The organism is Gracilibacillus thailandensis (genome assembly GCF_010994055.1).
Lineage (GTDB): Bacteria > Bacillota > Bacilli > Bacillales > Amphibacillaceae > Gracilibacillus > Gracilibacillus lacisalsi.
The window spans coordinates 1-23,663 of the sequence record NZ_WJID01000059.1; the positions used below are offsets into that span (position 1 = coordinate 1).

The following is a 23,663-nucleotide window of genomic DNA, read 5'->3' on the forward strand; positions in this document are numbered from 1 at the left end:
TACCCGTGAGGTCGGGGGTTCGATTCCCTCCGCCGCTATTAAAAGTAACAATGGCGATCGTGGTGAAGTGGTTAACACATCGGATTGTGGTTCCGACATTCGTGGGTTCGATCCCCACCGGTCGCCCCATATTTTTAGAAAAAAAGGACCCTTAGCTCAGTTGGTTAGAGCTATCGGCTCATAACCGATCGGTCGCAGGTTCGAATCCTGCAGGGTCCACCATTTTCTCAATCGCGGAGGAGTACCCAAGTCCGGCTGAAGGGAGCGGTCTTGAAAACCGCCAGGGGCTTCACGGCCCGCGGGGGTTCGAATCCCTCCTCCTCCGCCATACATAATCTTTGTAGAAAAACAACATATCGTTTGGCTCGGTAGCTCAGTCGGTAGAGCAACGGACTGAAAATCCGTGTGTCGGCGGTTCGATTCCGTCCCGAGCCACCATTTCAACAAGCTAAATAAAAGCTTGTTTTTTTGTATGTAAAAATCATAAAATTCGACTTAATGAAAAACTAAGAACGTACCAAGATTATTTATCTAATATTTCCTGAAATGGTGTATGGTCAACATTTCCAATTTAAATGCTAAATATTTGCTTTTTATTTTATTGTTTTGATACCATTTGTCGTAGAAGGAATTTTATACTTTCTAATTAAAAAATAGGAGGAATGAAACATGGCAAACTTTACTTTACCAGATTTACCTTATGGATATGATGCATTAGAACCGCATATTGATAAGGAGACAATGAACATTCATCACACAAAACACCACAATACTTATGTAACCAAATTAAATGCTGCACTTGAAGGTCATGATGATTTAGCAAACAAATCTGTCGAAGAGATCTTAGCAAACCTTGATACTGTTCCGGAAAACATCCGTACTGCCGTAAGAAACAATGGTGGCGGACATGCTAACCATAGCTTGTTCTGGACATTGCTTTCACCAAATGGTGGCGGTGAGCCAACAGGAGAATTAGCAGATGCCATTAATTCTACATTTGGAAGCTTTGACAAGTTTAAAGAAGAATTTGCTGCAGCTGGTGCTGGCCGATTTGGTTCAGGTTGGGCATGGCTAGTTGTAAACAATGGTAACCTCGAAATTACTAGTACACCTAACCAAGATACTCCTATTTCTGAAGGTAAAACACCGATTTTAGGCTTAGATGTTTGGGAGCATGCATACTATCTCAAATATCAAAACAGACGTCCTGACTATATTGCTGCATTTTGGAATGTAGTGGATTGGGATAAAGTAGCTAGCTTATATAATGATGCGAAATAATTAAATAAAGCACATAGGGGCTATGGTTTAATACCATAGTCCTTTTTTTGAGTAAATATAGTTGATAAAATATTCTTCAGTTTATTAAATGTATATCTGCTACTTTCTAGACCAAAATAAAGGTTAGATTGTAGTGAGGTGTAAATGATGAGCGAAACCGTCAAAAGAACGAAAAAAACAATGCCGAATAGTAAAGATTTAAAGTTATTATTAACAATTGGTGGCTTATACGCAATAGCCACCTTCTTATCCAACACTTTTGTTAATATCTTTTTATGGAAACAATCCGGGGATTACATTGATATAGCTATCTATAATTTGTTTGTTTATATCCTGCAACCAATTTCGTTTGTTGTTGCTGGAAAGTTTGCAAAGAAAGTGGATAGAACCATTATTATTAGAACAGGAGTTATTTTTTTATCCATTTTCTATGTGACTGTACTATTAGCAGGTGACAATGCTTCACGTTTTCCTTATTTATTAGGTGCGATCCTAGGGATAGGTTATGGTTTTTACTGGTTAGCATTTAATGTGTTAACCTTCGAAGTTACAGAGCCTGAGACAAGAGATTTTTTTAACGGAATTCTAGGTACGTTACAATCACTAGGTGGTATGATCGGTCCAATCTCAGCAGGTTATATAATCACAAGGCTGGATAATTTCCAAGGATATAGTTTGATTTTCTTTATATCCTTTTTTTTATTTTTAATTGCAGTAGTATGTTCGTTCTTTCTAAAGAAAAGAAAAGCTACGGGAAAATTCTTTTTTAAACAGGTTGCATTGGAGAGAAAATCCAATCGAAACTGGCGCAATATTTTATATGCACATATTTTTCAAGGGTTGAGAGAAGGTTTATTTATATTTGTTGTGGCTATTTGGGTATACATTGCAACGAACAGTGAATTTGCATTAGGCGGTTTCAATTTAACCCTTTCTTTATGTTCATTTATTAGTTATTATCTGGTAACGAAGATATTAAAGGTAGAATATCGAAAACATGCGATCTTACTTGGTGGATTTCTATTGTATGTAGCTGTTGGTCTATTTGTTTTTCAGACAGGTTATGGGATGTTGCTTGTTTATGGGATCATTGTAGGGATTGCGTACCCACTTTATAATGTTCCTTTTATATCGCTAACGTACGATATCATTGGTAAGGCAAGAGGAGCAAAAGATCTAAGGATAGAATATATCATTATAAGGGAGCTATTTGTAAATGTTGGCAGGGTCTCTGCGATACTGATTTTTATTGTCAGTGTCTCCTTTGTTGAGCCAAAAATTATGATACCGATTCTTTTATTGTCGATTGGTGGAGGTAATTTATTTGCTTATTATTTTGTGCACAAAACAGATTCATCCATTTATCGAGGTGTTAACGGTACGTAACACACTTACATGTTTCAAAGAAGTTATGAGGGCGAGGTAGGTCGGCTGATTCCTAATAAGATACAGCGTGAGCAAGCGCTACTGCTGTCATTCTCATTTTATACTCTTAAATCGATAGTAAAGGTGTGGATATCATGTTATAATATATGGGATGTTTGTCATTAGGGGGAATGAGGATGAACCAGCATCTTAATTTTAAAAAAAAGAAGGATAAATCAAAAAAGAAAAAAGCGCAACTGCCTTTTCGATTAAATATATTGTTTTTAAGTGTATTTCTTGTGTTTTCACTGTTGATTGTTCAACTAGGCGTTGTTCAGATACTTAACGGGGAGGAAGCACAACGGCAGATTAATCAAACAGAGAATACTCCCTCTGAAAAAGCAGTACCAAGAGGTAAAATGTATGACAGCGATTTTGATATGATTTTAGATAATAAAGCGGTCAAATCGATCACCTATACACCTCCAAAAAATGGTGAATCTGCTGAAGCTCGACTTAAATTAGCTGAGGAGTTAGCGAAATATATCACAATAATAAAAGATGAAAAAGAGCTAGATGACGCAGTTCGAGAACGAGACAAGAAAGAATACTGGTATATAAAAAATAGAAAAGAAGTTATTGACCTTCTATCAGATGAAGAAAGAGAAAATCTTGATACTGGTGAGCAATATCAGGCTGAACTTGACGCCATTACGCAAAAACATTTAGACGAAATTGATTGGACATCAGAAGTAAAGAATGTTATTGCGATTAAGAAAGAATTGGATGCAGCCTACGAATTATCTCCACATGTGGTAGTCAATGAAGGCCTAACAGATGAGGAATATGCCAAAGTGTCAGAACACTTACATGATTTACCAGGAATAGATGCAGTCATAGATTGGGATAGAGAACGACTCTATGAGGGAACGTTAAGTTCGTTCATTGGAAACTTAACTACATCTGATGAAGGGATACCTCGTGAGAATAGCGATTATTATTTATCCAATGGTTATACTTGGAACGATCGTGTAGGAACAAGTGGTTTAGAAGAACAATATGAGCACGTACTTAGAGGAAGAAAAGAAAAAGTTCAGTATACAACAGACACGAGTGGAAATGTGGTCAATTCTGAAGTTGTTGTCGAAGGTCAAAGAGGCAAAGACCTTATTCTTTCAGTAGATATGGAGTTTCAGGCAGCGGTTGACAAAATAGTAGAAGAAGAGCTTCGTACTGCCATTAATAATCCTTATAACAATACTGGCTATTTGAAAGATGCTTTAGCAGTTGTGATGAACCCACAAACAGGTGATATATTAGCTATGTCGGGATTTCGTTATGATGAGGATGAGGATGAATACTTAAACCAGGCGTACAGAACCATTTATGATGCACATGAACCTGGGTCTACCATTAAAGGTGCGACTATTTTGGCTGGATACCAAGAAGGTGTGATTGATATCGGCACGCATTTGGCTGATGGAGTTATAAAAATTAAGTCGACACCAGCTTTTAGATCACATAGAGACTTAGGACCAAGTATTTCTGATATAAAAGCTCTTCAAGACTCTTCCAACGTTTATATGGGGAGAATTGCATTGAAAATTGCAGGAGCGACCTACCGTTATAATGAACCGATATACAATTTTGATGATAGTGCTTTTGGCACAATGAGAAATTATTACAGTCAATTTGGTTTAGGTGTAAAGACTGGTATTGATTTGCCATTTGAAGCAACTGGTGTAACTGGTACTAACCCTGATGAGGGGAACTTGATTCACTTATCTATCGGACAATATGATACGTACACCACGTTACAGTTGGCACAATATGTTTCCACGATTGCTAACGATGGCTATAGAATGAAGCCGCGTCTCGTTAAGGAAATCCGAGAACCTGGTAATGAAAATGGTACACCGGGTAAAGTGATTGAATCCTTTAGTCCAGAAGTGTTAAATCGTGTTGATATGGATGATAAATATATAGAACGAGTACAAACTGGCTTTAGACGTGTATTTACCGATGGTACTGCTAGAACAACTGAATGGCTTAACTCCCCTTACGAAGTAGCCGGAAAAACAGGTACAGCTCAGCGACCAAAGTTTGATTATGTCAACGGTGAATGGGTACAAGTAGATGAGACTCATAATTTATCATTAGTTGGTTACAGTCCAGCTGAAAATCCAGAGGTTGCTTTCGCAGTTATCGTTCCTGAAAATGGAACAAACAGTGCCAGACATAACGTTCATCATGCTATAGGTAGTAGGATTATCGAGACTTACTATGAATTTAAAGAAAAAAGTGACGAAGAAAAACAAGAACAATTAGAAAATGATGAACAAGAGGATGAATAAAAAAACCGGAACTAGTAATCTAGTTCCGGTTTTTCTATGTATAGGAGCACATTCCAGAACACCTAGTTTCTGAGTGAACATATAATTTTTCTTATGGGTTTTTAATCAAATTAAATGAGATGATAGTTTCGAGGACCGAAGGAACAACTAAAAAGTAACATACAAATAAAAAACAATCTCCAATCACAATCTTAGTAAATTCAAGTAAAATTCCTTTGAACAAATATAAATTGCGTTGTTTACTATAAGCATAGGGTATCTGCTAGAAATACAAAGAAGGTAATAGGTTATCCTTTAAATCTTCAAGCTACTGACCTCTATTATCCTTTCGTCTCAATTTCAATAAAAATGTCGAATTTACAATCTCTTTACAATTAATTAATAGTAGATTAATAGTTGTGAGTTATGATGTAATAGAAGCTTAATTGACAAGCTTCTAAATCACATCGTCTATATAGGGGGAAACAAAATGAGCAAGTTCAAAATCATGTTGTTAGCTTTAATAGCTGTACTTACAATTGGGCTATTAGCTGCATGTGGAAGTGATTCAGAAGAAGAAACAGACAACGGTGAAGAAGCAAATGCAAGTGAAACAGAGGATGGAGCGGAAGAAACAGAAGAAACTTCTAATGAAGAAGAAACAGAAGCTTCAGATGAATTAGAAGGAACTGTTGCAATCGATGGTTCAGGTACTGTGTACCCATTAATGTCTAGATTAGCAGAAGAGTATATGCTTAATGAACAACCAAATGTATCAGTTGAAGTAGGTCGTGCAGGTAGTAGTGCAGGCTTCGAAAAGTTTTTAGTTGAAGATGGTACAGATTTCAATGATGCTTCTCGTCCAATTAAAGATGAAGAACAAGCTAAAGCAGATGAACTTGGAATGGAAGTAATGGAAATCAAGGTTGCATTAGACGGTTTAACAATTGTAATTAACCCTGAGAACGACTGGGCAGAAGAACTTACTGCAGAACAGATTGAAGATATTTTCTTAGGAAATGTAACAAAATGGTCTGAAATTGACTCTTCTTGGCCAGACGAAGAAATTCAAACTTATGGCCCTAACGAGAATCATGGTACGTATGAATTCTTCTATGAAGAAATTTTAGGAGAACAAGATTTAGTAGATACTATTGACTTACAACAAGAATATTCTACTTTAGTAACGCTAGTTTCAGAAGATAAAAATGCTATTGGTTACTTTGGTTTTGGATACTATGACAATAACCAAGATCAAGTAAAAGCTGTAGGTATTGATTTTGGTGATGGCGCAGTTGTTCCATCTCTTGAAACAATCGGAGAAGAAGGTCCATATGCAGACTATACTCGTCCAGTATTCACTTATTTAAATGTTGATCATGCAAAAGAAAAACCTGAAGTTCATGACTATGCAGAATATGTAGTTGAAAGCATGAATGATTTTGCTGGTGAAACTGGATTTGCACCAATTCCAGATGAGGAACAACAAGCATTACTAGAGGAAGTTCAAGCTATCCAATAATTATGGATCAGTATTAAAACGTAATTTCAATATAATGGCTTCAATAAGATGGGGGCTTCTGTGCCCTCATCTTATTGTGAGTTTAAGAAGGAGTGCTCCAAGAAATGGCAAAAAGCAGCGGATCGAATTTAAACAGTGCTGTTAATGTCAGTGAATTGATTGCTGAAAACAAGAAAAAGAAAAGTATAAACAATTATATGGAAAAGTTAGTTCCTGCCACTCTTTTCTTGCTCGCATCAATTACGGTTCTGACAACAATCGGAATTTTATATACACTAATCAGCCAAGCAGTACATTTCTTTATGGAAATTCCGATATTAGATTTCTTTACAGGAACGGAATTAAAACCACTTAGCCAAAATCCTGAATTTGGAATTTTACCTTTGTTGAATGGGACTATTTTTTCGTCTCTTATTGCAATCCTTGTTGCAGGCCCAATTGGTATTATGTCAGCTATTTATTTAAGTGAATATGCTTCAGATAAGGTGAGAAGAATATTAAAGCCATTGTTAGAAGTATTGGCAGGTATTCCAACAATTGTTTATGGTTTTTTTGCATTCACATTTGTAACTCCTTTAATTCGCAGTATTTGGCCACAAGTTGAGGCTACCAATATTTTAAGTCCTGGAATTGTAATGGGGGTTATGATCATTCCAATGATTGCATCCCTATCTGAAGATGCCATGACATCTGTTCCTAATGGAATTCGTGAAGGATCTCTTGCGATGGGAACAACTAAGTTAGAAACAACTATTAAAGTTGTTATTCCAGCAGCTTTTTCTGGAATAATGGCGTCCTTTGTATTAGCTATTTCAAGAGCAATTGGAGAAACGATGATAGTAACAATTGCAAGTGGTAGTTCGAAAAATTTTACATTTGATTTGACACAATCTATGCAAACAATGACAGCATATATCGTGGAAGTTTCTGGTGGGGAAGCTCCTGCAGGTTCAACTTTATATTACAGTTTATATGCAGTTGCATTAACTCTATTTGCATTTACGCTAATTATGAATTTGCTTGCGAAATACATCTCTCGTAAATTTAGGGAGGAATATTAATGGAAAACTTAGAAGCATTACACGAAAATAACAAAATGAACGCTCGTGTGCGAAAAAATAGTATTTGGAAGTCGATATTTTTCCTCTCTACATTATTTGGACTAGTAGTACTTGTTGTATTGATTGCTCGAGTATTATTTCAAGGGGTAGCCTGGATCGACCTTGATTTCATCACTGGACGACTATCAACAAATGCTGATAGAGCAGGTATTATGGGAGCCATTCTCGGTACCGTATGGGTGATGTTAGTTGTTATTCCAGTTACACTCATTATCGGAGTTGGTACAGCAATTTACCTGGAGTTATATTCTAAAAAAGGTATTATTCGATCATTTATCGAGACGAATATTTCTAATCTAGCTGGTGTACCTTCGATCGTTTATGGTTTATTAGGTTTAACAGTGTTTGTCCGCCTGATGGATTTTGGGAATGTGGTATTAGCCGGTGGTTTAACTTTAGCTTTACTAGTATTACCGATTCTTATTGTATCTGCTCAGGAAGCATTAAGAGCAGTTCCAGGTCATCTATCTGAGGCTTCTTATGGTATGGGTGCTACCAAATGGCAGACCATTCGAAGAATCATTTTACCCGCTGCTATACCTAGTATATTAACCGGATCGATTCTATCACTTTCGCGTGCAATTGGAGAAACTGCCCCTTTAACCGTATTGGGGATCCCGGCATTATTGATTCCTTTTCCAGGCGGTCTATTTGATACATTTACTGCACTACCAATGCAAATATATTATTGGACAATTGATGCATCATTAGTTGCTGAGTATGCAAACTTAGCTGCAGCGACGATCATTGTATTATTGCTAATCTTATTTATTTTGAATTCAGTTGCGATTATCATTCGGAATAAGTTCCAACAGAGATACTAACAGCTATTAGCTTCAATCATTCAACAAGACCATAGTTAAGGAGTGGAAAAATGAGTATGGCTACTGACAATAAAGTTCAGATCGAAGTAAGTAAAAATCATACAACTACTGAAAATAATACAACACAAAAGCGTGTTGTTTACGATACAAAAAATTTAAACTTATGGTATTCTGAAAACCATGCACTTAAAGATATTAATTTGGAAATGAAAGAAAATGAAGTTACAGCAATTATCGGACCCTCAGGTTGCGGTAAATCTACCTATATTAAAACATTAAATCGTATGGTTGAACTTGTACCAGGTGTAAGTACTACAGGTTCAATTGCCTATAAAGGAAACAATATTTTAGATAAATCGATGAATGTAGAAGACTTGCGAACACGAGTAGGAATGGTTTTTCAAAAGCCTAACCCTTTTCCGAAATCTATTTATGAGAATGTAGCGTACGGACCAAAAATTCACGGTATTAAAAAGAAAGCATTATTAGATGAGATTGTGGAAAAAAGTTTACGCGGAGCAGCTATTTGGGATGAAGTGAAAGATCGTTTAAACGAGAACGCATATGGACTTTCAGGAGGTCAACAGCAAAGAATTTGTATAGCTCGCTGTTTAGCGATAGAACCAGATGTTATTCTAATGGATGAACCTACATCAGCTTTAGACCCTATTTCCACATTAAAAATTGAAGAATTAATTAAGGAATTAAAGCAAAATTATACAATAATCATAGTTACTCACAATATGCAACAAGCAGCAAGAATTTCTGATAGAACTGTTTTTATGTTAAATGGTGAAGTAGTGGAGTTTTCGGAAACAGATCAACTTTTTTCAAATCCAAAAGATAAACGTACGGAAGATTATATCACTGGTCGTTTTGGTTAATAAGCTGAATATTTATTTTACAAGAAATTGATAGGAAAGGGAGTACATGATGGTAGGTAGAGAGGCTTTCCAAGGTGAGTTGCAACATGTAGAAGAACTAATCATTGAATTAGCTAAACGAACAAAAGATCAACTTAATTGCGCAATAGATGCGTTATATCGAGCAGATGTTTCACAAGCAGAACAAATCATTCAAAGTGATAAAGAGCTTGATCAGTTAGACAGGAAAATTAATGAAGAAGCGATTGTATTAATTGCAAGACAACAACCTGTTGCAACAGATTTACGTAGATTAGTTGTTGCACTTCGAATTTCCAATGATCTAGAGCGAATGGCTGATAACGCAAAAAATGTGGCTAAATCAACTATTCATTTAGGTGAGAATCATGGTATTGAAGTACATTCTTCTATTCAGGAAATGAAATTAATGGCAGTAGAAATGATCGATTTAGCCATTTTGTCATATGAAAATGAAGATATTACTTTAGCAAGGAAACTGGCAGAATTGGATGATGTTGTTGATAATATGTATTCCACTATGTTACGTGAATTATTAGAAGAAACAGCAACAAATCCTCAAAAAATTCAGCATATCATGCAAATGGCATTCAGCGGCAGATACGTAGAACGCATTGGCGATCATGCAACAAATATTGGTGAAGACGTCATGTACCTAGTAAAAGGTGAATCATTAGACTTAAACAACTAAAATAACATCAGAAAAGCGCCCGGTTAGCAACGTAGCGACTTCATAATCAACTAAGATAAAGGAATCACGGGTAAGTTTACGAATCGATGATGGCTTATCACGGGTGATTCGTGAAGTCGCCTAGTTTATGGGCGCTAGGAGCTATGCGTCTCCAAAGTTTATATTTTGTTGTTTTTTGAAGAAAGAGAGGAGTAGATATATATCTACTCCTCTGTTTGTCTGGTTAATGTGTTCGTTAATTCTTCCACCGACATTCCACGATGCAGATTAAATTCTCCGATTTGAATAAATCGACTCAACTCATTTTCTTCCAAATAGGAAAGAAATGCATCTTCATCAGCAATTAGTTCATTCTCATCTAGTAATGCTATGATTTCTGGCATGGTCATACCTGATTCTATCGTAATTGTTATTTCTTCGCCTTCTTCTTCCGCTTCAGATTCTTCTGTTTGTTGATCTAAGTCAGCTGTTGGTTCTTCTAGTTTACTATTCCTATCTTCCTGTAATTCTACTATTTCTTGCTCTAATTGACTTACCTTTGACTCTAAATCTTCTTCATATACATAATACCCATCATTTTCTACTTGTTTAATAGAATCATCAATTGTAGGTGGAGAAGTAGATTGAGCTTGTTCCGGTTTCTCTACATAATATGTAACTCCGATTACGACAGCCGCAACAAATAATCCAAGAGAAAAGGCTCTAATGATTTGTTTCAAAGTTATCCCTCATTCTTTTAGGCTAGTTTAAAATTGTTTAATCATTGAAATGACGTCATACTCATTAATATTTAGTTGTTCTGCTATGTAATATGTATCATGTCCTTGCTGATATAATTCTTGCACCCTTCTTACCATTGGTGTTTGTTGAGTACTTGCAGGACTGATTGTTTGCTCTACTGATAAATCATCAATTAATAACTCTTCTTCCAGAATATTAATTTTCTTTTTTAATTGATACGTTTCTTGCAAAGATGAAATCGAGAATTGCTCAAATTGATCTTCTAGTTGTTTAAATTTATCTTGCATAAAAAACGATACAATCCATAATATCACGGCTATAATAATTACTGTAGCTATAATTGCATATAACATAACTTTCCTCCTAATTTTGACCATTATTCCGGACGCTAAATCCATGTTAAGTTCGGCTAATTATTAGTGAGAGTATACCCTCACTGAATAGAAGTCTCACCTTATCTACATATATAGTTATACCATATTTAAGAATACAATAAAACATATACTTGAAATTATCGCCGGTTTTTGCTATTATATTTTAGGTAATGATTCGATATTGAAAAGAATGATGTATGATTTAGTTTGGAGGGAAAACCATGCGCGTTAATATTACTTTAGCTTGTACTGAAACAGGTGACCGTAATTATATTACGACTAAAAATAAACGTAAACATCCAGAGCGTTTAGAGCTTAAAAAATATAGCCCACGCTTGAAACGACACACGTTACATCGTGAAACAAAATAATCAAATGAACGGAGAAACTCTTACCACGATTGGTAGGAGTTTTTCTTATATAGATATACCAAATAGTTCATGTATAGGGGGTGCTTATGAATGGACAAATTATCTTTGGTAAAAGAACAACAACGAAAAAAGATATTAAAGCAATGGCAGCAAATAGTGAATAGGCAGTTAATCGAACGATCTATCCATACGAAATTAATACAGACAGATGTATGGAATCAAGCTCAGACGATCGGTATAACGATTTCAAAAGGATTGGAGTGGGACACTGAACAATTAATCCATAAAGCATGGCAACAAGGTAAGAGGATTGCAATCCCAAAATCTAATCCTCAAGACTATTCCATGTCATTTCATCACTATCAATCTGGTGATCGGTTAAAAAAAGTTTGGGCTGCCATATGGGAACCTCTCACATCCGATGTTTCCATTATTGAAAAAGACAATATAGATCTGATGATTGTACCAGGTATAGCATTTAGTAAGAATGGTTTACGAATTGGGTATGGTGGTGGTTTTTATGATCGTTATTTACAAGATTTCACAGGTGATACTGTATCGCTTGCTGCAGATTTTCAGATTGTCGATACGATATATGGTGAAAAGCATGATAAGCCAGTCGATATGCTTATATCAAACTTCGGTAAAATTTACTGTAAACATACATAATAATGTAAAAAAAGAAAAAACTTTTGATAACAAGACAATAGGAGTGAATATGTATGAAAGTATCAAAAGTTTTTTTCTTTTTGGCGGCAATTGGAACAACTGTATATCTATTTCGTAACAGTATCTCAAGGTTAGTAATAAATGTACCATTGCTACGAAAATGGGGTGTACGACTAGCCATGAATATACCGTATATTCGTAATAAGATGATAGGTTCCATGTTTAAATAGCGCTATACCTTATTGTTATTCTAACTGCTATTATTCATGGTATGATTGGAATAGTGATAAGGTGGGTGTAGACATGTTTATCAAGAATCAATTTATTCAAAATAAACTCGTGCTTCATTTAATGGAACAAGAGGAATTCGAACTCTTAACAGTTTCCTCTAATCAAGAGGAATATTTGTTATGGAAGACAAATAAAAGAAATGTAGATATCGTGAGGGTATCATTAAAGCAGTATGATTGGAATAGGGAAGTAGAAGCATCTGTACAACAAGTTGAGAAAAATGTTTTACAAAATATTCAACTCCCGCTATTTAAACAAAGCCTTTCATTTCATCATGTTTTTATCGTTGAATATGAACCTGTCGATAGTTGGAGTAATCTTATGAACAGAGAATCGGCCGTTAATAAAATTGATCATTCATTTGTTTATCTGTGTGCTAAAGATCGAGATGAAGTGTTAGCGCATTTTTTTCAGAAAGCTCATTTACACCGCTCATTAGCTTTTTCGATACCTGACAATCTTTTTGAATTAGAGTATCAAACAGAAACATTAAAACAAAAAATTCAAAAGATACAAAAAAATGAAGAAAAAGCAATCCTAGCTCTTTTTAATCGAGGAAAACCGCGCCTTTCCTACCTTATATTAGCGATTAATATAATTATTTTTTTACTGTTGGAGTATAGAGGAGGATCAGTAAATCCTGAAACACTCATTCAGTTTGGTGCCAAGTACAATGTAGCTATGATGGAAGGCGAATGGTGGCGTATTATTACGTCGATGTTTTTACATATTGGAATATTTCATTTGGCTTTGAATATGCTTGCTTTATACTTTATCGGAACGCTAGTAGAAAGAATTTATGGAAATATTCGATTTGTTATTATATATTTCCTTGCAGGTATTGCTGGTGGAATGGCTAGTTTTGCGCTAAACCCAAGTATTGCTGCCGGGGCTTCCGGGGCACTATTCGGTTTATTTGGGGCGCTTCTTTACTTTGGTTTAAAAAATCCTAAAGTTTTCTTCAAGACAATGGGAACAAATGTCATCTTTATTGTCATTTTAAATATTATTTTTGGTTTTAGTGTGCCACAGGTCGACAATGGTGCCCACATTGGTGGGTTAATTGGAGGATTTATTGCTTCCGGTATCGTCATGCTACCAAAGACAAAAGCATTTATGCAACAGCTTATCGCCGTTGTGGTCTATGTTTTTTATGTGTTTGGTCTTTTGGCATTTGGATTAACGAATGAGGATGTACAGTATGACGAAACATTACAAATTCACCGTATTCAGCAATTGATAGAAGAGGAACAATATGAGGAAGTTACGGAGATAGTGAGTAGTACCTTGCCATATGCTAAAGAGTTAGAAGCAGAGTTACGCTTTTATCGTGCCTTTGCTAACATTTATTTAGAGTCATTTGATATAGCAAAAAGCGACTTAGAAACCGCAGTGCAACATAGACCAGATTTTGAAGAAGCGTGGTACAATTTAGCTTTGCTGTACCAACAGGAAAATGAATACGATAAAGCATTACAAGCTGCGGAGAAATTGTTAGATTTGAACAATGAAGAAAGTAGTTATCAAACATTATACGAGGAATTGAAAAGAGCAGAAAATTAATTTTCTGCTCTTTAGTTCTATGGAAAGTATAAAATCAGCGCAATGACGGTGTTAAATTGCTCAGTTTTTCTTATACAGATAATTGTTGATATAGTGTTTCGAGTTTATTTGTATCATCCATAAAAAGTACAATTAAGTGATCATTGTTTTTATCAATTAAAACAAGAGGCATGATTTGTTGGTTGGTTTTGGCTTGATTAGCAATTGGTAAAATATAATTTTTATATAATCCTTCCCAAAGTTGTCCTACAATTCGATCTGTTTGTTCTTGTGTTAATCCATTAATAGGTTGTTCTTGAAATTGAATAATGCTTGTTAAAGGGTATAAATGATAATTATTGACGTCAATTTTGGCTGTAGCTATCCATTCTTTCCATGCAAAATGTAGCTGTTGGGACGTAGTATTATCAATGGTTTCTTTCCACTCCTGTTGTACGTGTGAATCAGGTGCTTTAAAAGATTCCAATGCTGTATGAGGTGAGTCGATTACATATAAATGATCATCAGACATTTGTTGAATACTTTTGATTTCATCATTCGGATAATGTATTTCTCCATGATGGAAACTGATCGCTTGAAAATGACTGCTATCACTCTCTTCAAAAACTTCTTCTAACTTAATATCTTTTGCAGATTCCTTCCATAAACCTTTCATTCCTTTAAGGCGCCCATCCATATACAATAGTGAAATGTCTTGTCTAAGGTATATTTCTTTTTCTAAACTGCTACTCGCCGTCCACTTTACCTTGTATTGATCATTCCCTGTTTCTGTCAACAGTTTTAAATTTGTATGATTAGATGAAAATGAAATAGAGGAATCAGGTGGAAAATACTTAATAGTTTCTTCGGTTGAACGTTGTGTTAATAATAGAAGTATCATAGCCAACATCATTAGTAAGCATGTAATGATATGTACTTTTCTCGATTTTATCATGATATCCCTCTTTTATGGATTTCAACTTGTCCCAAATTATCCCGCATTAAACAGCTCATATAGAGAAGACTATAGATAAAATGTGATGTAGAAAGAGGGATAAGCATGGACCAAGAGAAACGTTTGTATCATAACTATGATCAAAATGTTCAATATATACATGATTATTTAGAGGTAGACAAAAGCTTTGATCTCATTCACTTAGATGTAGAATATGCAGGGAAAAAAATGGCCTTGTTTTTAATTGATGGTTTAGTGAAAGATGAAATGCTACATTATTTAATGCGTTTTTTAGCAGAGTTAGAAGAAGGGGATCTTGAAGAGAACACACTGGAAAAACTGATAAAACGTAATATTCCCTATGTAGAAATTGATGTGGAAAAAGATTTAAATAAGGCTGCCGAACAGGTATTGGCAGGTCCAACGGCACTAGTAGTTGAAGGCTTGGATCGTATTATCATGATCGATGCAAGAACATATCCTGTCAGAGGACCTGAAGAACCGGATCTGGAAAGGGTTGTTAGAGGTTCCAGAGATGGATATGTGGAAACCATTGTTTTCAACACTGCTTTAACCAGAAGGAAGGTAAGAGATCGATCATTAAGAATGGAATATACGTCGATAGGTCGCAGATCAAAGACAGATATCTGTATTTGTTATTTAGAGGATATTGCTGATCCAAGAAGGGTGGAAAAGTTAAAGCAACATCTTGATAGGATAGATACGGATGGTTTGCCAATGGCCGAGAAGACGATTGAAGAATATTTAAGTGGTAAAATGTGGAGTCCATACCCGACCATTAGATATACGGAACGGCCAGATACAGCTTCTGAACATTTATATGAAGGACATATTTTAGTTATCATCGATGGTTCTCCAAGTATTATGATTACACCAGCAACATTTTGGCATCATTTACAACATGCAGAAGAATATCGTCAGAAACCACTTATTGGTGTTTATTTACGAATGGCACGTTTTATTGCTATATTTGCATCTATATTTTTATTACCGTTCTATTATTTATTGTCAACTGAGATGGGATTACTTCCTGAAGAATTAGCGTTTATTGGACCGAAAGACGTAGGATTAATACCATTAATAGCTCAATTTTTAGTAGCTGAAATCGGAATTGATGTATTGAGGATGGCTGCCATACATACACCATCTTCTCTTGCTACAGCATTAGGATTAGTATCTGCTATTATAATTGGCCAGATAGCAGTGGAAGTAGGATGGTTTTCTAATGAAGTCGTATTATATGTTGCAGCGGTAGTCATGGGTACTTTTGCAACTCCAAGTTATGAATTAAGCCTAGCTAACCGTGTCACAAGAATTTTTCTACTCATCATTACGGCAATTTTTGGTTTGAAAGGATTTATTATAGGAATAACGTGCTATATATTATATCTGGCAAACTTGAAGACATTTTATATTGGTTATTTCTGGCCGTTTATGCCCTTTGATGGAAAAGCTTTTCTTCATGTTTTAATTCGTCAGCCAGTTCCAAATGATCACAAACGACCATCCTTTCTAAATCCACAAGATCCTGATCGACAATAAATAAAAGAAAATTGCGTCTGTTAACTCCCTTTAAACTTGTGTCTTTAAAGCTTAAAGGGAGGGGTTACAGTCGATTAGCACCATAATAAAAAGTTTTTTATTCCTTTTTAGATTTGACTTTGTTATAATATTTTAGGTGATATCGAATGGATAGTATCTATGATTTAAGAAAATTATTATTAAAATTTGGAACGATCATCTATATAGGTGATCGTTTAGCTGACTTAGAACTTATGGAAGAAGAAATTAACGAACTGTTTCAAGTGAAGATGATCACAAAAGAGCAATTTCTTCAAGGAAAAATCATCATCACAAAAGAAAAAGAAAAAATAAAATAAAGGGTGGAAAAAATGGAGAAGGATGTACTTATTGGCATTGATATTGGAGGGACTACAGTAAAAAATGCGATTATTACCAATCAGGGCGAACTGATTACGAAATGGGAAATACCAACAGATTTGGTTAACCAAGGGGAAAATGTGCCAAAGGATATCTGGTTATCTATCGAAAGTAAACTTTCTGAATTAAATTTAACGAAAGAACGTTGTGCGGGATTGGGGGTAGGTGCTCCTGGTTTCATTGAGCCGGAAACGGGAAAAGTAGCTATAGCAGTAAATATCGGCTGGAAAAATTTTCATTTGAAAGATATTCTGGAAGAACTATCTGGCTTAAACGTGTATGTCGACAATGATGCTAATATCGCGGCATTAGGTGAGAACTGGAAAGGTTCAGGCAACCAAGTAGAAAATATGTTAGCAGTGACATTAGGTACTGGTGTCGGGGGAGGTATCATTGCAAACGGACAGATTGTAAGTGGTGCGAATGGTACTGGTGCTGAAATTGGTCATATAACTGTTGAAAAAGATGGTGCATCTTGTAATTGTGGGAGAAATGGCTGTCTGGAAACAGTAACTTCTGCAACAGGGATTGTTAGACAAGCCGAAGAATTAATTGCGGAAGGTAAGGCTGATGCATTAAAGAGACGTAAAGACAATAGTGGTGAAATTACCACTAAAGACGTATTCGAGACAGCTGCTGAAGGTGACAAAGATAGTAAGGCATTATTAGCACATGTTTTCGATGTACTTGGATTTACACTAGCTACTGTAGCCATTACTGTTAATCCTGCGAAGATTGTTATTGGTGGTGGGGTTTCAAAGGCAGGAAACGCATTGTTGGAACCTTTAAAAGAATCTTTTGAAAAATACACCTTACTACGAACAAATGAAGCATGTGAATTTGTTATCGCACAACTAGGTAATGATGCTGGTGTTTATGGTGGTGCGTACTTAGTGTTACAAAATAGTTAAGAATTATAGTATTATATGAATAATGTAAATTAATTGTAACTTTTTTTAAGATTTATGAAACTTTTATGTGATGTTTAACGTCTATAATAGAGAAATAGAAAAATAGAAATAGGGTTGAATCATTTTGAGGAGGATAATGAAATGTTTAGTAAAAAGCTGCAAATGCCTTTGTATATAATCGCAGCATTATTATTTGGATTGAAAACTTATATCGTTTATCGATTTGTATTTGATATCTCATTAGAAAATATGATGCAAGAGTTAATTTTGTTTATTAATCCTTTTGTAATTGCTTATTTTATCTTTGTATTAAGTATTTTATTTAATCAAAGAAGACAATTGAAATATATTAAATACAGTATACTTATAGGGTCTTTAATACTGTATTTTAATATTGTATTTTACCGTAACTTTTCAGATTTCATAACCATACCTTTATTATTCCAAGGAAGTAATGCAGCAGACCTTGGTAGTAGTGTACTAGGTTTATTAAAATTCTGGGATGTTGCTTTATTCTTTGATGTTATTATCGTTTGGGTTCTGGCGAAGAAATACGGTTCAGAATTAACCGCATCATTTACCAAGCGATATAAGAGGATTGCTTTTGCAATATCCATTCTTTTCTTAATTGGTAACTATGCATTAGCTGAAGCAGAACGTCCTCAATTGTTACAAAGAACGTTTGACCGTGAATATTTAGTCAAAAATATTGGGATATTTCCTTATCATGTTTATGATGCTGTGTTGCATTCCAAATCGAAAGCACAACGAGTATTTGCGGATGGTAATGAATTAACAGAAATTTCCGATTATATTAAGGAAGAAACAACTACAGACGGTAATGAAGAATTACATGGTATCGCTGAAGATAAAAATGTAATCTTTATTTCTTTGGAGTCTTTGCAAAGTTTTGTCATAAATAACACGCTTCACGGTGAAGAAGTAACACCATTCTTGAATAGTTTGATTGATGAAAGTTACTATTTTGAAAATTTCTATCACCAAACTGAACAAGGAAAAACATCAGATTCTGAATTTATCATTGAAAACTCATTATACCCTTCGCCAAGAGGTGCTGTATACTTTACGCATGCTCAGAACGATTATCATTCATTACCTGAAATACTTGGTGAGAATGGATATAATTCAGCTGTTTTTCATGCCAATAATAAAAGCTTCTGGAATCGAGATGTGATGTATGACAATATTGGTTATGATCATTTTTATGATGAAAATGCATATGAAGTAACAGATGAAAACTCTGTAGGGTGGGGCTTAAAAGATAAGGATTTCTTTAAACAGTCGATAAAATATTTGGAGCAAATGGAAGAACCATATTATTCTAAATTTATCACGTTAACAAACCACTATCCGTTTGATTTAGATGAAGAAGATGCTACGATCGAACCATATGATTCTAATTCGAATACGCTAAATAATTACTTCCAAACAGTTAGATATATGGATGAAGCTGTAGAAGAATATTTTGATTATTTGAAAGAAGCAGGGTTATATGAAGACTCTATTATCATTTTAATGGGTGACCATTACGGTATTAGTGATTTTCATAAGAAAGCCATGATTCAATATTTAGATGAAGATGAATATACAGATTATCTTCATGTTCAATTACAGCGAGTTCCATTCTTTGTTCACATTCCTGGGCAAGATGGAGAAGTTATTTCTAAGATTGCCGGCCAAATTGATGTAAAACCGACTATTATGAATCTATTAGGTATTGATGATGGTAGTGATTTATCTTTTGGTACAGATTTATTTGACGAAGAGCGAAAAGATTTTATCGCACTTCGAGATGGTAGTTTTATTACAGAAGATTATGTTTATACGAAGGACCAATGTTATGACCGTGAGTCTGGTGAATTAATTGACAGCACGAATCAATTAGCTGGTGAAGGTGAAGACTCTGCTTGCCAGCCATATGTAGAACAGGTACAAAAAGAATTAAACTACTCAGATGAAATCATATTCGGAGACCTATTACGCTTCTATGAATTCGAAAATGAGAATGAGTAAGTAAAAAAAGGGATGAACTGATAACAGTTCATCCCTTTATATTTTATAATTGATACATATTGCGAAATAATGGAAATTTGTGAAGTGAGGACTTCTTTCACCTGATTTTTACTGAGTGCTTATATACGCTACGGCAAAATACTTCGTTTTCCACGGTCACGGCCTCAGCCTCCTTAACAAGCAAAGAACGCTTGTCTGCGGGGTCTTCGACACGTGCTGGTCCCGTAGGAGTCTACGTATCATGCCTGCGCTTGCGTAGTGTTCTGGTTCTTGAAAGAAGTAATACATGGGAATAGATTTCCAAGTATTTTCGCTTTAAAAGGATAGAACACTGTTATTAGCGTAGGCAAAATACGGAGACTCCTGTGGGACAGTGAGAGCTGAAGATCCACTTTGCAAAGTGGTTTTCTTTGCAAAGTTAGCTGAAGCCGAGCCCACGGAAAGCGAAGTATTTTGCCGTAGCGTATTGTAACACTCATCAAAATGCTGTACGGGAAGAGAGCAAATCCATGTTACTTCGTAGTATATGGATTATTTGCAGTTAACCTCTATTTAATACACAAAAAAACGCCTAAATATAGGCGTTTTTAGCTTTGGAATAATGGTCGAATTAATTCCCAGTATAGAGTTGCGATCGAGAAAAATCCGAAAACCAAGGCAGAAATAGCTGCAAACGCAGCTCCAAACATATTTTGAGATTTTAATTCACGAACAACTGCAATGACACATAAAATCGTTACCAAAAGAATAATAAATGCTAATTCCATTTTCATCCCCCTTACTCACAATCAATCCATTTTCATTATGAACTATTAACGTTATAATATGTATACAAATCTAATCCATACTTATTTTAAAACAAAAAGGATGATTTGTCTATTAAAACATAAAGGAAAAGGAGTGATACATAACATGAGAGTGGAAAAGATGGCTTTAGGTCCATTATCAACTAATTGTTATATTGTCGCATATAATAAACAAGCAATTATCATCGATCCAGCTGGCGATGGTGACAGGATTATCGATAAAGTTGCTGAAATGAAGGTGGAGCCATTAGCTGTTTTGTTAACCCATGCACATTTTGATCATATTGGTGCTTTAGAACAGGTAAGGACTCATTATCAAATACCTGTGTATATTCATGAATTAGAAAGTGATTGGCTGGAAGATCCAAACTTAAACGGGTCTGGACTTTTTGGTGTCGGACAAATAAAGGCAAATAAAGCTGATCATTTTCTAGAAATGAAGATGTACCAATTTGGTGGTATATCCTTAGAAGTTCGTCATACACCAGGACATTCACCAGGAGGGTTAGCGTTCGTTTTTCATGATAACCAATTCGTTATTGGGGGAGACAGTTTGTTTGCGGGAGCAATTGGACGTACAGATTTGCCAGGTGGAAGTTTTGAACAATTAGAAGAGAGTATTAAACAGCAATTTTATACTTTACCAGGTGCATACATCGTATATCCTGGCCATGGACCTAAAACGCAAATTCAAAAAGAAAAAGATACGAATCCATTTGTGCAATCATAGTCAAAACGCTCTGATCTACTAAGATCAGAGCGTTTATCACTTTAATGGCCAAATCCAGGAACAAGAATGAAGTTGGTATAGAAAGTAAACCCGATAAAGAAAACTGTACAATAAGCAGCGAATAAGTACATATACATTCTTTCAGACAATTTTAGGTACCCGATACCAAGGAAAAAGATCGTTTGCGCAAGGAATAGATATGCCATTGTTTCCATATGACCAACATAAAACATAACTGTAAATATACCTGTCCAAAAAGCAAGCATACGGAAAACTCGATCCATTGTTCCCCCTCCTTTTTAAATCACTATGTATCAAACATATTATATACGAGTATAACAAAAATGTAAATTATTCTAAGCGGTTGAATCAAAATTATTTGTAATTGTTCATAATATGTTTGAAATTAGGAATTTTTATACATTTAATTAGGGATGGCAATATTTACATGTCTGTAAGCACCAGTATCCGTGGTCATTTTAAATTGATAAATAGTACTATTCTGACCATTTTGAGTAACTATAACGTCTATTGTACCATCCGGAAATGTATAGGAATAAGGAGGATCTTCTTTCGCTTGGAGCACAGATGCGTATGTTTTTTGATAGAGCCATTCTAATTTATATTGTTCTTCATTTAATTGGTGAATTCTTTTCTGGCTTTGAAGTAGGTTTATCTGATGAAATGTAAGCAGTAATAATAACAAAATGACAAAGTTGGTTAATGGAAAAATATATCCTTTCTCATTACTGTGTTTTTTTAAGTAGTATCTTTTCAATTTGTTCACCACTATCTGTAGTAAGTTCTATAGTAATATAATCTTTTCTTTCTGTTAAACTAAAGTCTTGTATGTCTCGTAATATTTCCTCATGTCCACGACTATTTACTTGTCTACGTATTTTCTGATGGCGAAAGGAAATAGTGACTATGTCACCATTAGTTTGCATAAAATAAAGCTGATTATTATTTGTTGTAATCTGATGGGATGTTTGGGCTTCTACTTCGATTATATGATGAAAATGGTAAACCATAGGCAATTGTTCTTTATCTTCCTGTCTCCACATCAGTAATAGTTGACTGTACCATGACAGTAATAGAAACAAAAATAATAGTGACAATAAGGATTCGATCAATATATACCCTTTTTCATTGCGGTATTGCATATTGGCATTTTTGTGTTTTTTGTTGTTTAACATTCTCCCATGTGACACATCCTTCTATCAATGAATCTGAATAAGTAATGGTTAAGGTTAAAGGTGAACTAATAACATTCCGGTATATTTCGGTACCTTGGTTTGAATTTTCTAATATTACTTCATGCATTTTGTTTGAGAGAAAATAGGTAGCTTCATCCTCTTCTCTGATCAGTTTTTTCTCGATCATCAGCTGATGTTGAATGGGAATTAACGTAAGGCAAGCAGTGAAAAATATCATAATGGCAAGCACGCTTTCCAACATGTAGAAGCCAGCTTGTGCTTGTTTATTTTTAGGCTGCATCATAACATCTACCTTTGCCAAATGGACATGTAATAACATACGTTCGAAACCTTGTTTTAATTTTCATAGTTCCAGGCTTTTTCAAATTTCCTTTATATGAAAATTGAAGCGGAAATTCCAGCGTATTCGGTTCTACAATCCATGCTTCAGGATAATCGCGAACGATTAATTTAGTGCCGAATCCACCTTGCCGAATAAGATATCGGTGGTTTTCTCGTTCAAAGTGAAGGTAAAAGTTATCATCCTGAGTAAGAGCGAGTTGTTGTAAATGAAGGATGTCCTGATGAAATTGTTTGATAAATTGCTTGTACTGAAGTGTATCATACGTTTTAAGTGCATAATTACCACTTATAATCAGAATAACGGTACTTAAAGCTAAGGTAATCAACAGTTCTACTAACGTGAATCCTTTTTGATTAAGAAGCATTATTATCCACTATTTCTAAGCCATCTTTGGAATTATTATAAACAATGATTCGATTACCATTGTCACAAGTTAACGAGGCTACATACTCTCCCTCTAAAGCGCTAAGATTATCCGGTTTGCTTCCTTCATCAAGTTCATATGCGATCAGTTGATTTTCAACCATTGTTAACAATGCCTCACAACCTTGTTCATTAATATTTTCACTTTTACTTGCTAGGTTAGGAATAAACAAAATTAACAGGATACTTATCACAGCTAAGACAATTAGCATTTCAATCAAGGTAAATCCTTTATTATTTTTCATTTATTTCATC

Annotated in this window: 27 protein-coding genes and 4 tRNA genes; 21 read left to right on the top strand and 10 right to left on the bottom strand. The window is 35.0% G+C overall.

Annotated features, from left to right (window positions below; translation table 11 throughout):
- The first annotated feature begins 53 nt into the window (after window positions 1-53).
- The 12 genes from GH715_RS16270 to phoU all read left to right on the top strand — a co-directional run bounded on the left by GH715_RS16270 (window position 54) and on the right by phoU (window position 10,039).
- A tRNA-His gene (locus GH715_RS16270) sits at window positions 54-129 on the top strand.
- Window positions 130-145: 16 nt separating this feature from the next.
- Window positions 146-222: transfer RNA gene (locus GH715_RS16275), tRNA-Ile, on the top strand.
- A gap of 13 nt (window positions 223-235) precedes the next feature.
- Window positions 236-328: transfer RNA gene (locus GH715_RS16280), tRNA-Ser, on the top strand.
- A 34-nt stretch (window positions 329-362) separates the two neighbouring features.
- Window positions 363-438, top strand: a tRNA-Phe gene (locus GH715_RS16285).
- Between the two features lie 231 nt (window positions 439-669).
- A complete protein-coding gene (gene sodA / locus GH715_RS16290; protein ID WP_153835912.1) occupies window positions 670-1,281 on the top strand; it encodes a superoxide dismutase SodA in 612 nt (203 codons plus the stop codon).
- A gap of 147 nt (window positions 1,282-1,428) precedes the next feature.
- Complete coding sequence (locus GH715_RS16295) at window positions 1,429-2,667, top strand: MFS transporter (protein ID WP_153835911.1); 1,239 nt, start codon at window positions 1,429-1,431, stop codon at window positions 2,665-2,667.
- 176 nt (window positions 2,668-2,843) lie between these two features.
- Window positions 2,844-5,000, top strand: a complete 2,157-nt coding sequence (locus tag GH715_RS16300) for a peptidoglycan D,D-transpeptidase FtsI family protein (protein ID WP_153835910.1) — start codon at window positions 2,844-2,846, stop codon at window positions 4,998-5,000.
- Between the two features lie 469 nt (window positions 5,001-5,469).
- A complete protein-coding gene (locus GH715_RS16305; protein WP_153835909.1) occupies window positions 5,470-6,501 on the top strand; it encodes a PstS family phosphate ABC transporter substrate-binding protein in 1,032 nt (343 codons plus the stop codon).
- 104 nt (window positions 6,502-6,605) lie between these two features.
- Window positions 6,606-7,562: a phosphate ABC transporter permease subunit PstC gene (gene pstC / locus GH715_RS16310; RefSeq protein WP_153835908.1), complete on the top strand. Its 957-nt coding sequence runs from the start codon at window positions 6,606-6,608 to the stop codon at window positions 7,560-7,562.
- Window positions 7,562-8,446 (top strand): phosphate ABC transporter permease PstA, encoded by an 885-nt coding sequence (pstA, locus tag GH715_RS16315; protein ID WP_153835907.1) that lies wholly within the window; start codon window positions 7,562-7,564, stop codon window positions 8,444-8,446. The genes pstC and pstA overlap by 1 nt, the downstream gene beginning before the upstream one ends.
- 50 nt (window positions 8,447-8,496) lie before the next feature.
- On the top strand, window positions 8,497-9,330 hold the full coding sequence (pstB, locus tag GH715_RS16320; protein ID WP_153835906.1) for a phosphate ABC transporter ATP-binding protein PstB: 834 nt from the start codon (window positions 8,497-8,499) through the stop codon (window positions 9,328-9,330).
- A 49-nt stretch (window positions 9,331-9,379) separates the two neighbouring features.
- Window positions 9,380-10,039: a phosphate signaling complex protein PhoU gene (gene phoU / locus GH715_RS16325; protein WP_153835924.1), complete on the top strand. Its 660-nt coding sequence runs from the start codon at window positions 9,380-9,382 to the stop codon at window positions 10,037-10,039.
- Window positions 10,040-10,242: 203 nt separating this feature from the next.
- Here the strand turns inward: phoU and GH715_RS16330 are convergent, their stop codons facing one another.
- Entirely contained in the window at window positions 10,243-10,758 is a 516-nt protein-coding gene (locus tag GH715_RS16330) for an endolytic transglycosylase MltG (RefSeq protein ID WP_153835905.1), read from the bottom strand.
- Window positions 10,759-10,785: 27 nt separating this feature from the next.
- Entirely contained in the window at window positions 10,786-11,133 is a 348-nt protein-coding gene (locus tag GH715_RS16335) for a hypothetical protein (protein ID WP_153835904.1), read from the bottom strand.
- Window positions 11,134-11,375: 242 nt separating this feature from the next.
- Here GH715_RS16335 and rpmG point away from each other — a divergent pair, with 242 nt between their 5' ends.
- From rpmG to GH715_RS16355, 4 genes are all read left to right on the top strand, one after another.
- The gene (rpmG, locus tag GH715_RS16340) at window positions 11,376-11,525 is read left to right on the top strand and encodes a 50S ribosomal protein L33 (RefSeq protein WP_018933855.1); all 150 of its coding nucleotides are present in this window, start codon (window positions 11,376-11,378) and stop codon (window positions 11,523-11,525) included.
- 90 nt (window positions 11,526-11,615) lie between these two features.
- The gene (locus GH715_RS16345; RefSeq protein WP_153835903.1) at window positions 11,616-12,194 is read left to right on the top strand and encodes a 5-formyltetrahydrofolate cyclo-ligase; all 579 of its coding nucleotides are present in this window, start codon (window positions 11,616-11,618) and stop codon (window positions 12,192-12,194) included.
- Between the two features lie 53 nt (window positions 12,195-12,247).
- The gene (locus GH715_RS16350) at window positions 12,248-12,424 is read left to right on the top strand and encodes a hypothetical protein (protein ID WP_153835902.1); all 177 of its coding nucleotides are present in this window, start codon (window positions 12,248-12,250) and stop codon (window positions 12,422-12,424) included.
- A 73-nt stretch (window positions 12,425-12,497) separates the two neighbouring features.
- Window positions 12,498-14,048: a rhomboid family intramembrane serine protease gene (locus tag GH715_RS16355; RefSeq protein WP_153835901.1), complete on the top strand. Its 1,551-nt coding sequence runs from the start codon at window positions 12,498-12,500 to the stop codon at window positions 14,046-14,048.
- A 70-nt stretch (window positions 14,049-14,118) separates the two neighbouring features.
- On the opposite strand, the gene GH715_RS16360 is transcribed toward GH715_RS16355, so the two are convergent.
- Complete coding sequence (locus GH715_RS16360; protein ID WP_153835900.1) at window positions 14,119-14,982, bottom strand: hypothetical protein; 864 nt, start codon at window positions 14,980-14,982, stop codon at window positions 14,119-14,121.
- Between the two features lie 105 nt (window positions 14,983-15,087).
- Here GH715_RS16360 and GH715_RS16365 point away from each other — a divergent pair, with 105 nt between their 5' ends.
- The 4 genes from GH715_RS16365 (at window position 15,088) to GH715_RS16380 (ending at window position 19,889) form a co-directional block, all read left to right on the top strand.
- Window positions 15,088-16,545, top strand: a complete 1,458-nt coding sequence (locus GH715_RS16365; RefSeq protein ID WP_153835899.1) for a spore germination protein — start codon at window positions 15,088-15,090, stop codon at window positions 16,543-16,545.
- Window positions 16,546-16,691: 146 nt separating this feature from the next.
- Entirely contained in the window at window positions 16,692-16,883 is a 192-nt protein-coding gene (locus tag GH715_RS16370; RefSeq protein WP_153835898.1) for a YqgQ family protein, read from the top strand.
- 12 nt (window positions 16,884-16,895) lie between these two features.
- Complete coding sequence (locus tag GH715_RS16375; protein ID WP_153835897.1) at window positions 16,896-17,855, top strand: ROK family glucokinase; 960 nt, start codon at window positions 16,896-16,898, stop codon at window positions 17,853-17,855.
- Window positions 17,856-17,996: 141 nt separating this feature from the next.
- On the top strand, window positions 17,997-19,889 hold the full coding sequence (locus GH715_RS16380; protein WP_153835896.1) for an LTA synthase family protein: 1,893 nt from the start codon (window positions 17,997-17,999) through the stop codon (window positions 19,887-19,889).
- A 587-nt stretch (window positions 19,890-20,476) separates the two neighbouring features.
- On the opposite strand, the gene GH715_RS16385 is transcribed toward GH715_RS16380, so the two are convergent.
- Complete coding sequence (locus GH715_RS16385) at window positions 20,477-20,656, bottom strand: DUF2759 domain-containing protein (protein WP_153835895.1); 180 nt, start codon at window positions 20,654-20,656, stop codon at window positions 20,477-20,479.
- Between the two features lie 145 nt (window positions 20,657-20,801).
- Here GH715_RS16385 and GH715_RS16390 point away from each other — a divergent pair, with 145 nt between their 5' ends.
- On the top strand, window positions 20,802-21,425 hold the full coding sequence (locus GH715_RS16390) for an MBL fold metallo-hydrolase (RefSeq protein WP_153835894.1): 624 nt from the start codon (window positions 20,802-20,804) through the stop codon (window positions 21,423-21,425).
- A gap of 41 nt (window positions 21,426-21,466) precedes the next feature.
- On the opposite strand, the gene GH715_RS16395 is transcribed toward GH715_RS16390, so the two are convergent.
- The 6 genes from GH715_RS16395 to comGC all read right to left on the bottom strand — a co-directional run bounded on the left by GH715_RS16395 (window position 21,467) and on the right by comGC (window position 23,653).
- Complete coding sequence (locus GH715_RS16395; RefSeq protein WP_153835893.1) at window positions 21,467-21,709, bottom strand: DUF2626 domain-containing protein; 243 nt, start codon at window positions 21,707-21,709, stop codon at window positions 21,467-21,469.
- 140 nt (window positions 21,710-21,849) lie between these two features.
- Window positions 21,850-22,215: a hypothetical protein gene (locus GH715_RS16400; RefSeq protein ID WP_163578722.1), complete on the bottom strand. Its 366-nt coding sequence runs from the start codon at window positions 22,213-22,215 to the stop codon at window positions 21,850-21,852.
- Window positions 22,172-22,621, bottom strand: coding sequence for a ComGF family competence protein (locus tag GH715_RS16405; protein ID WP_153835891.1), 450 nt, complete (start codon window positions 22,619-22,621; stop codon window positions 22,172-22,174). The genes GH715_RS16400 and GH715_RS16405 overlap by 44 nt, the downstream gene beginning before the upstream one ends.
- Window positions 22,572-22,922, bottom strand: a complete 351-nt coding sequence (locus GH715_RS16410; RefSeq protein ID WP_153835890.1) for a type II secretion system protein — start codon at window positions 22,920-22,922, stop codon at window positions 22,572-22,574. The genes GH715_RS16405 and GH715_RS16410 overlap by 50 nt, the downstream gene beginning before the upstream one ends.
- On the bottom strand, window positions 22,912-23,349 hold the full coding sequence (gene comGD / locus GH715_RS16415) for a competence type IV pilus minor pilin ComGD (RefSeq protein WP_153835889.1): 438 nt from the start codon (window positions 23,347-23,349) through the stop codon (window positions 22,912-22,914). Before comGD ends, GH715_RS16410 begins: the two co-directional genes overlap by 11 nt.
- The gene (gene comGC, locus GH715_RS16420; RefSeq protein WP_153835888.1) at window positions 23,339-23,653 is read right to left on the bottom strand and encodes a competence type IV pilus major pilin ComGC; all 315 of its coding nucleotides are present in this window, start codon (window positions 23,651-23,653) and stop codon (window positions 23,339-23,341) included. The genes comGD and comGC overlap by 11 nt, the downstream gene beginning before the upstream one ends.
- Window positions 23,654-23,663: the final 10 nt, after the last annotated feature.

Bases quoted from the DNA above. Each gene is read 5' to 3' on its own strand.
- GH715_RS16360 (WP_153835900.1), bottom strand. From the start codon at position 14,982: ATGATAAAATCGAGAAAAGTACATATCATTACATGCTTACTAATGATG.
- pstC (WP_153835908.1), top strand. From the start codon at position 6,606: ATGGCAAAAAGCAGCGGATCGAATTTAAACAGTGCTGTTAATGTCAGT.
- GH715_RS16335 (WP_153835904.1), bottom strand. From the start codon at position 11,133: ATGTTATATGCAATTATAGCTACAGTAATTATTATAGCCGTGATATTA.
- rpmG (WP_018933855.1), top strand. From the start codon at position 11,376: ATGCGCGTTAATATTACTTTAGCTTGTACTGAAACAGGTGACCGTAAT.
- comGC (WP_153835888.1), bottom strand. From the start codon at position 23,653: ATGAAAAATAATAAAGGATTTACCTTGATTGAAATGCTAATTGTCTTA.
- GH715_RS16370 (WP_153835898.1), top strand. From the start codon at position 16,692: ATGGATAGTATCTATGATTTAAGAAAATTATTATTAAAATTTGGAACG.
- GH715_RS16300 (WP_153835910.1), top strand. From the start codon at position 2,844: ATGAACCAGCATCTTAATTTTAAAAAAAAGAAGGATAAATCAAAAAAG.
- comGD (WP_153835889.1), bottom strand. From the start codon at position 23,349: ATGCTTCTTAATCAAAAAGGATTCACGTTAGTAGAACTGTTGATTACC.
- GH715_RS16405 (WP_153835891.1), bottom strand. From the start codon at position 22,621: ATGTTAAACAACAAAAAACACAAAAATGCCAATATGCAATACCGCAAT.
- GH715_RS16380 (WP_153835896.1), top strand. From the start codon at position 17,997: ATGTTTAGTAAAAAGCTGCAAATGCCTTTGTATATAATCGCAGCATTA.
- GH715_RS16350 (WP_153835902.1), top strand. From the start codon at position 12,248: ATGAAAGTATCAAAAGTTTTTTTCTTTTTGGCGGCAATTGGAACAACT.
- GH715_RS16385 (WP_153835895.1), bottom strand. From the start codon at position 20,656: ATGGAATTAGCATTTATTATTCTTTTGGTAACGATTTTATGTGTCATT.
- GH715_RS16395 (WP_153835893.1), bottom strand. From the start codon at position 21,709: ATGGATCGAGTTTTCCGTATGCTTGCTTTTTGGACAGGTATATTTACA.
- pstA (WP_153835907.1), top strand. From the start codon at position 7,562: ATGGAAAACTTAGAAGCATTACACGAAAATAACAAAATGAACGCTCGT.
- GH715_RS16345 (WP_153835903.1), top strand. From the start codon at position 11,616: ATGGACAAATTATCTTTGGTAAAAGAACAACAACGAAAAAAGATATTA.
- sodA (WP_153835912.1), top strand. From the start codon at position 670: ATGGCAAACTTTACTTTACCAGATTTACCTTATGGATATGATGCATTA.
- GH715_RS16410 (WP_153835890.1), bottom strand. From the start codon at position 22,922: ATGCAGCCTAAAAATAAACAAGCACAAGCTGGCTTCTACATGTTGGAA.
- pstB (WP_153835906.1), top strand. From the start codon at position 8,497: ATGAGTATGGCTACTGACAATAAAGTTCAGATCGAAGTAAGTAAAAAT.
- GH715_RS16375 (WP_153835897.1), top strand. From the start codon at position 16,896: ATGGAGAAGGATGTACTTATTGGCATTGATATTGGAGGGACTACAGTA.
- GH715_RS16390 (WP_153835894.1), top strand. From the start codon at position 20,802: ATGAGAGTGGAAAAGATGGCTTTAGGTCCATTATCAACTAATTGTTAT.
- GH715_RS16295 (WP_153835911.1), top strand. From the start codon at position 1,429: ATGAGCGAAACCGTCAAAAGAACGAAAAAAACAATGCCGAATAGTAAA.
- phoU (WP_153835924.1), top strand. From the start codon at position 9,380: ATGGTAGGTAGAGAGGCTTTCCAAGGTGAGTTGCAACATGTAGAAGAA.
- GH715_RS16305 (WP_153835909.1), top strand. From the start codon at position 5,470: ATGAGCAAGTTCAAAATCATGTTGTTAGCTTTAATAGCTGTACTTACA.
- GH715_RS16365 (WP_153835899.1), top strand. From the start codon at position 15,088: ATGGACCAAGAGAAACGTTTGTATCATAACTATGATCAAAATGTTCAA.
- GH715_RS16355 (WP_153835901.1), top strand. From the start codon at position 12,498: ATGTTTATCAAGAATCAATTTATTCAAAATAAACTCGTGCTTCATTTA.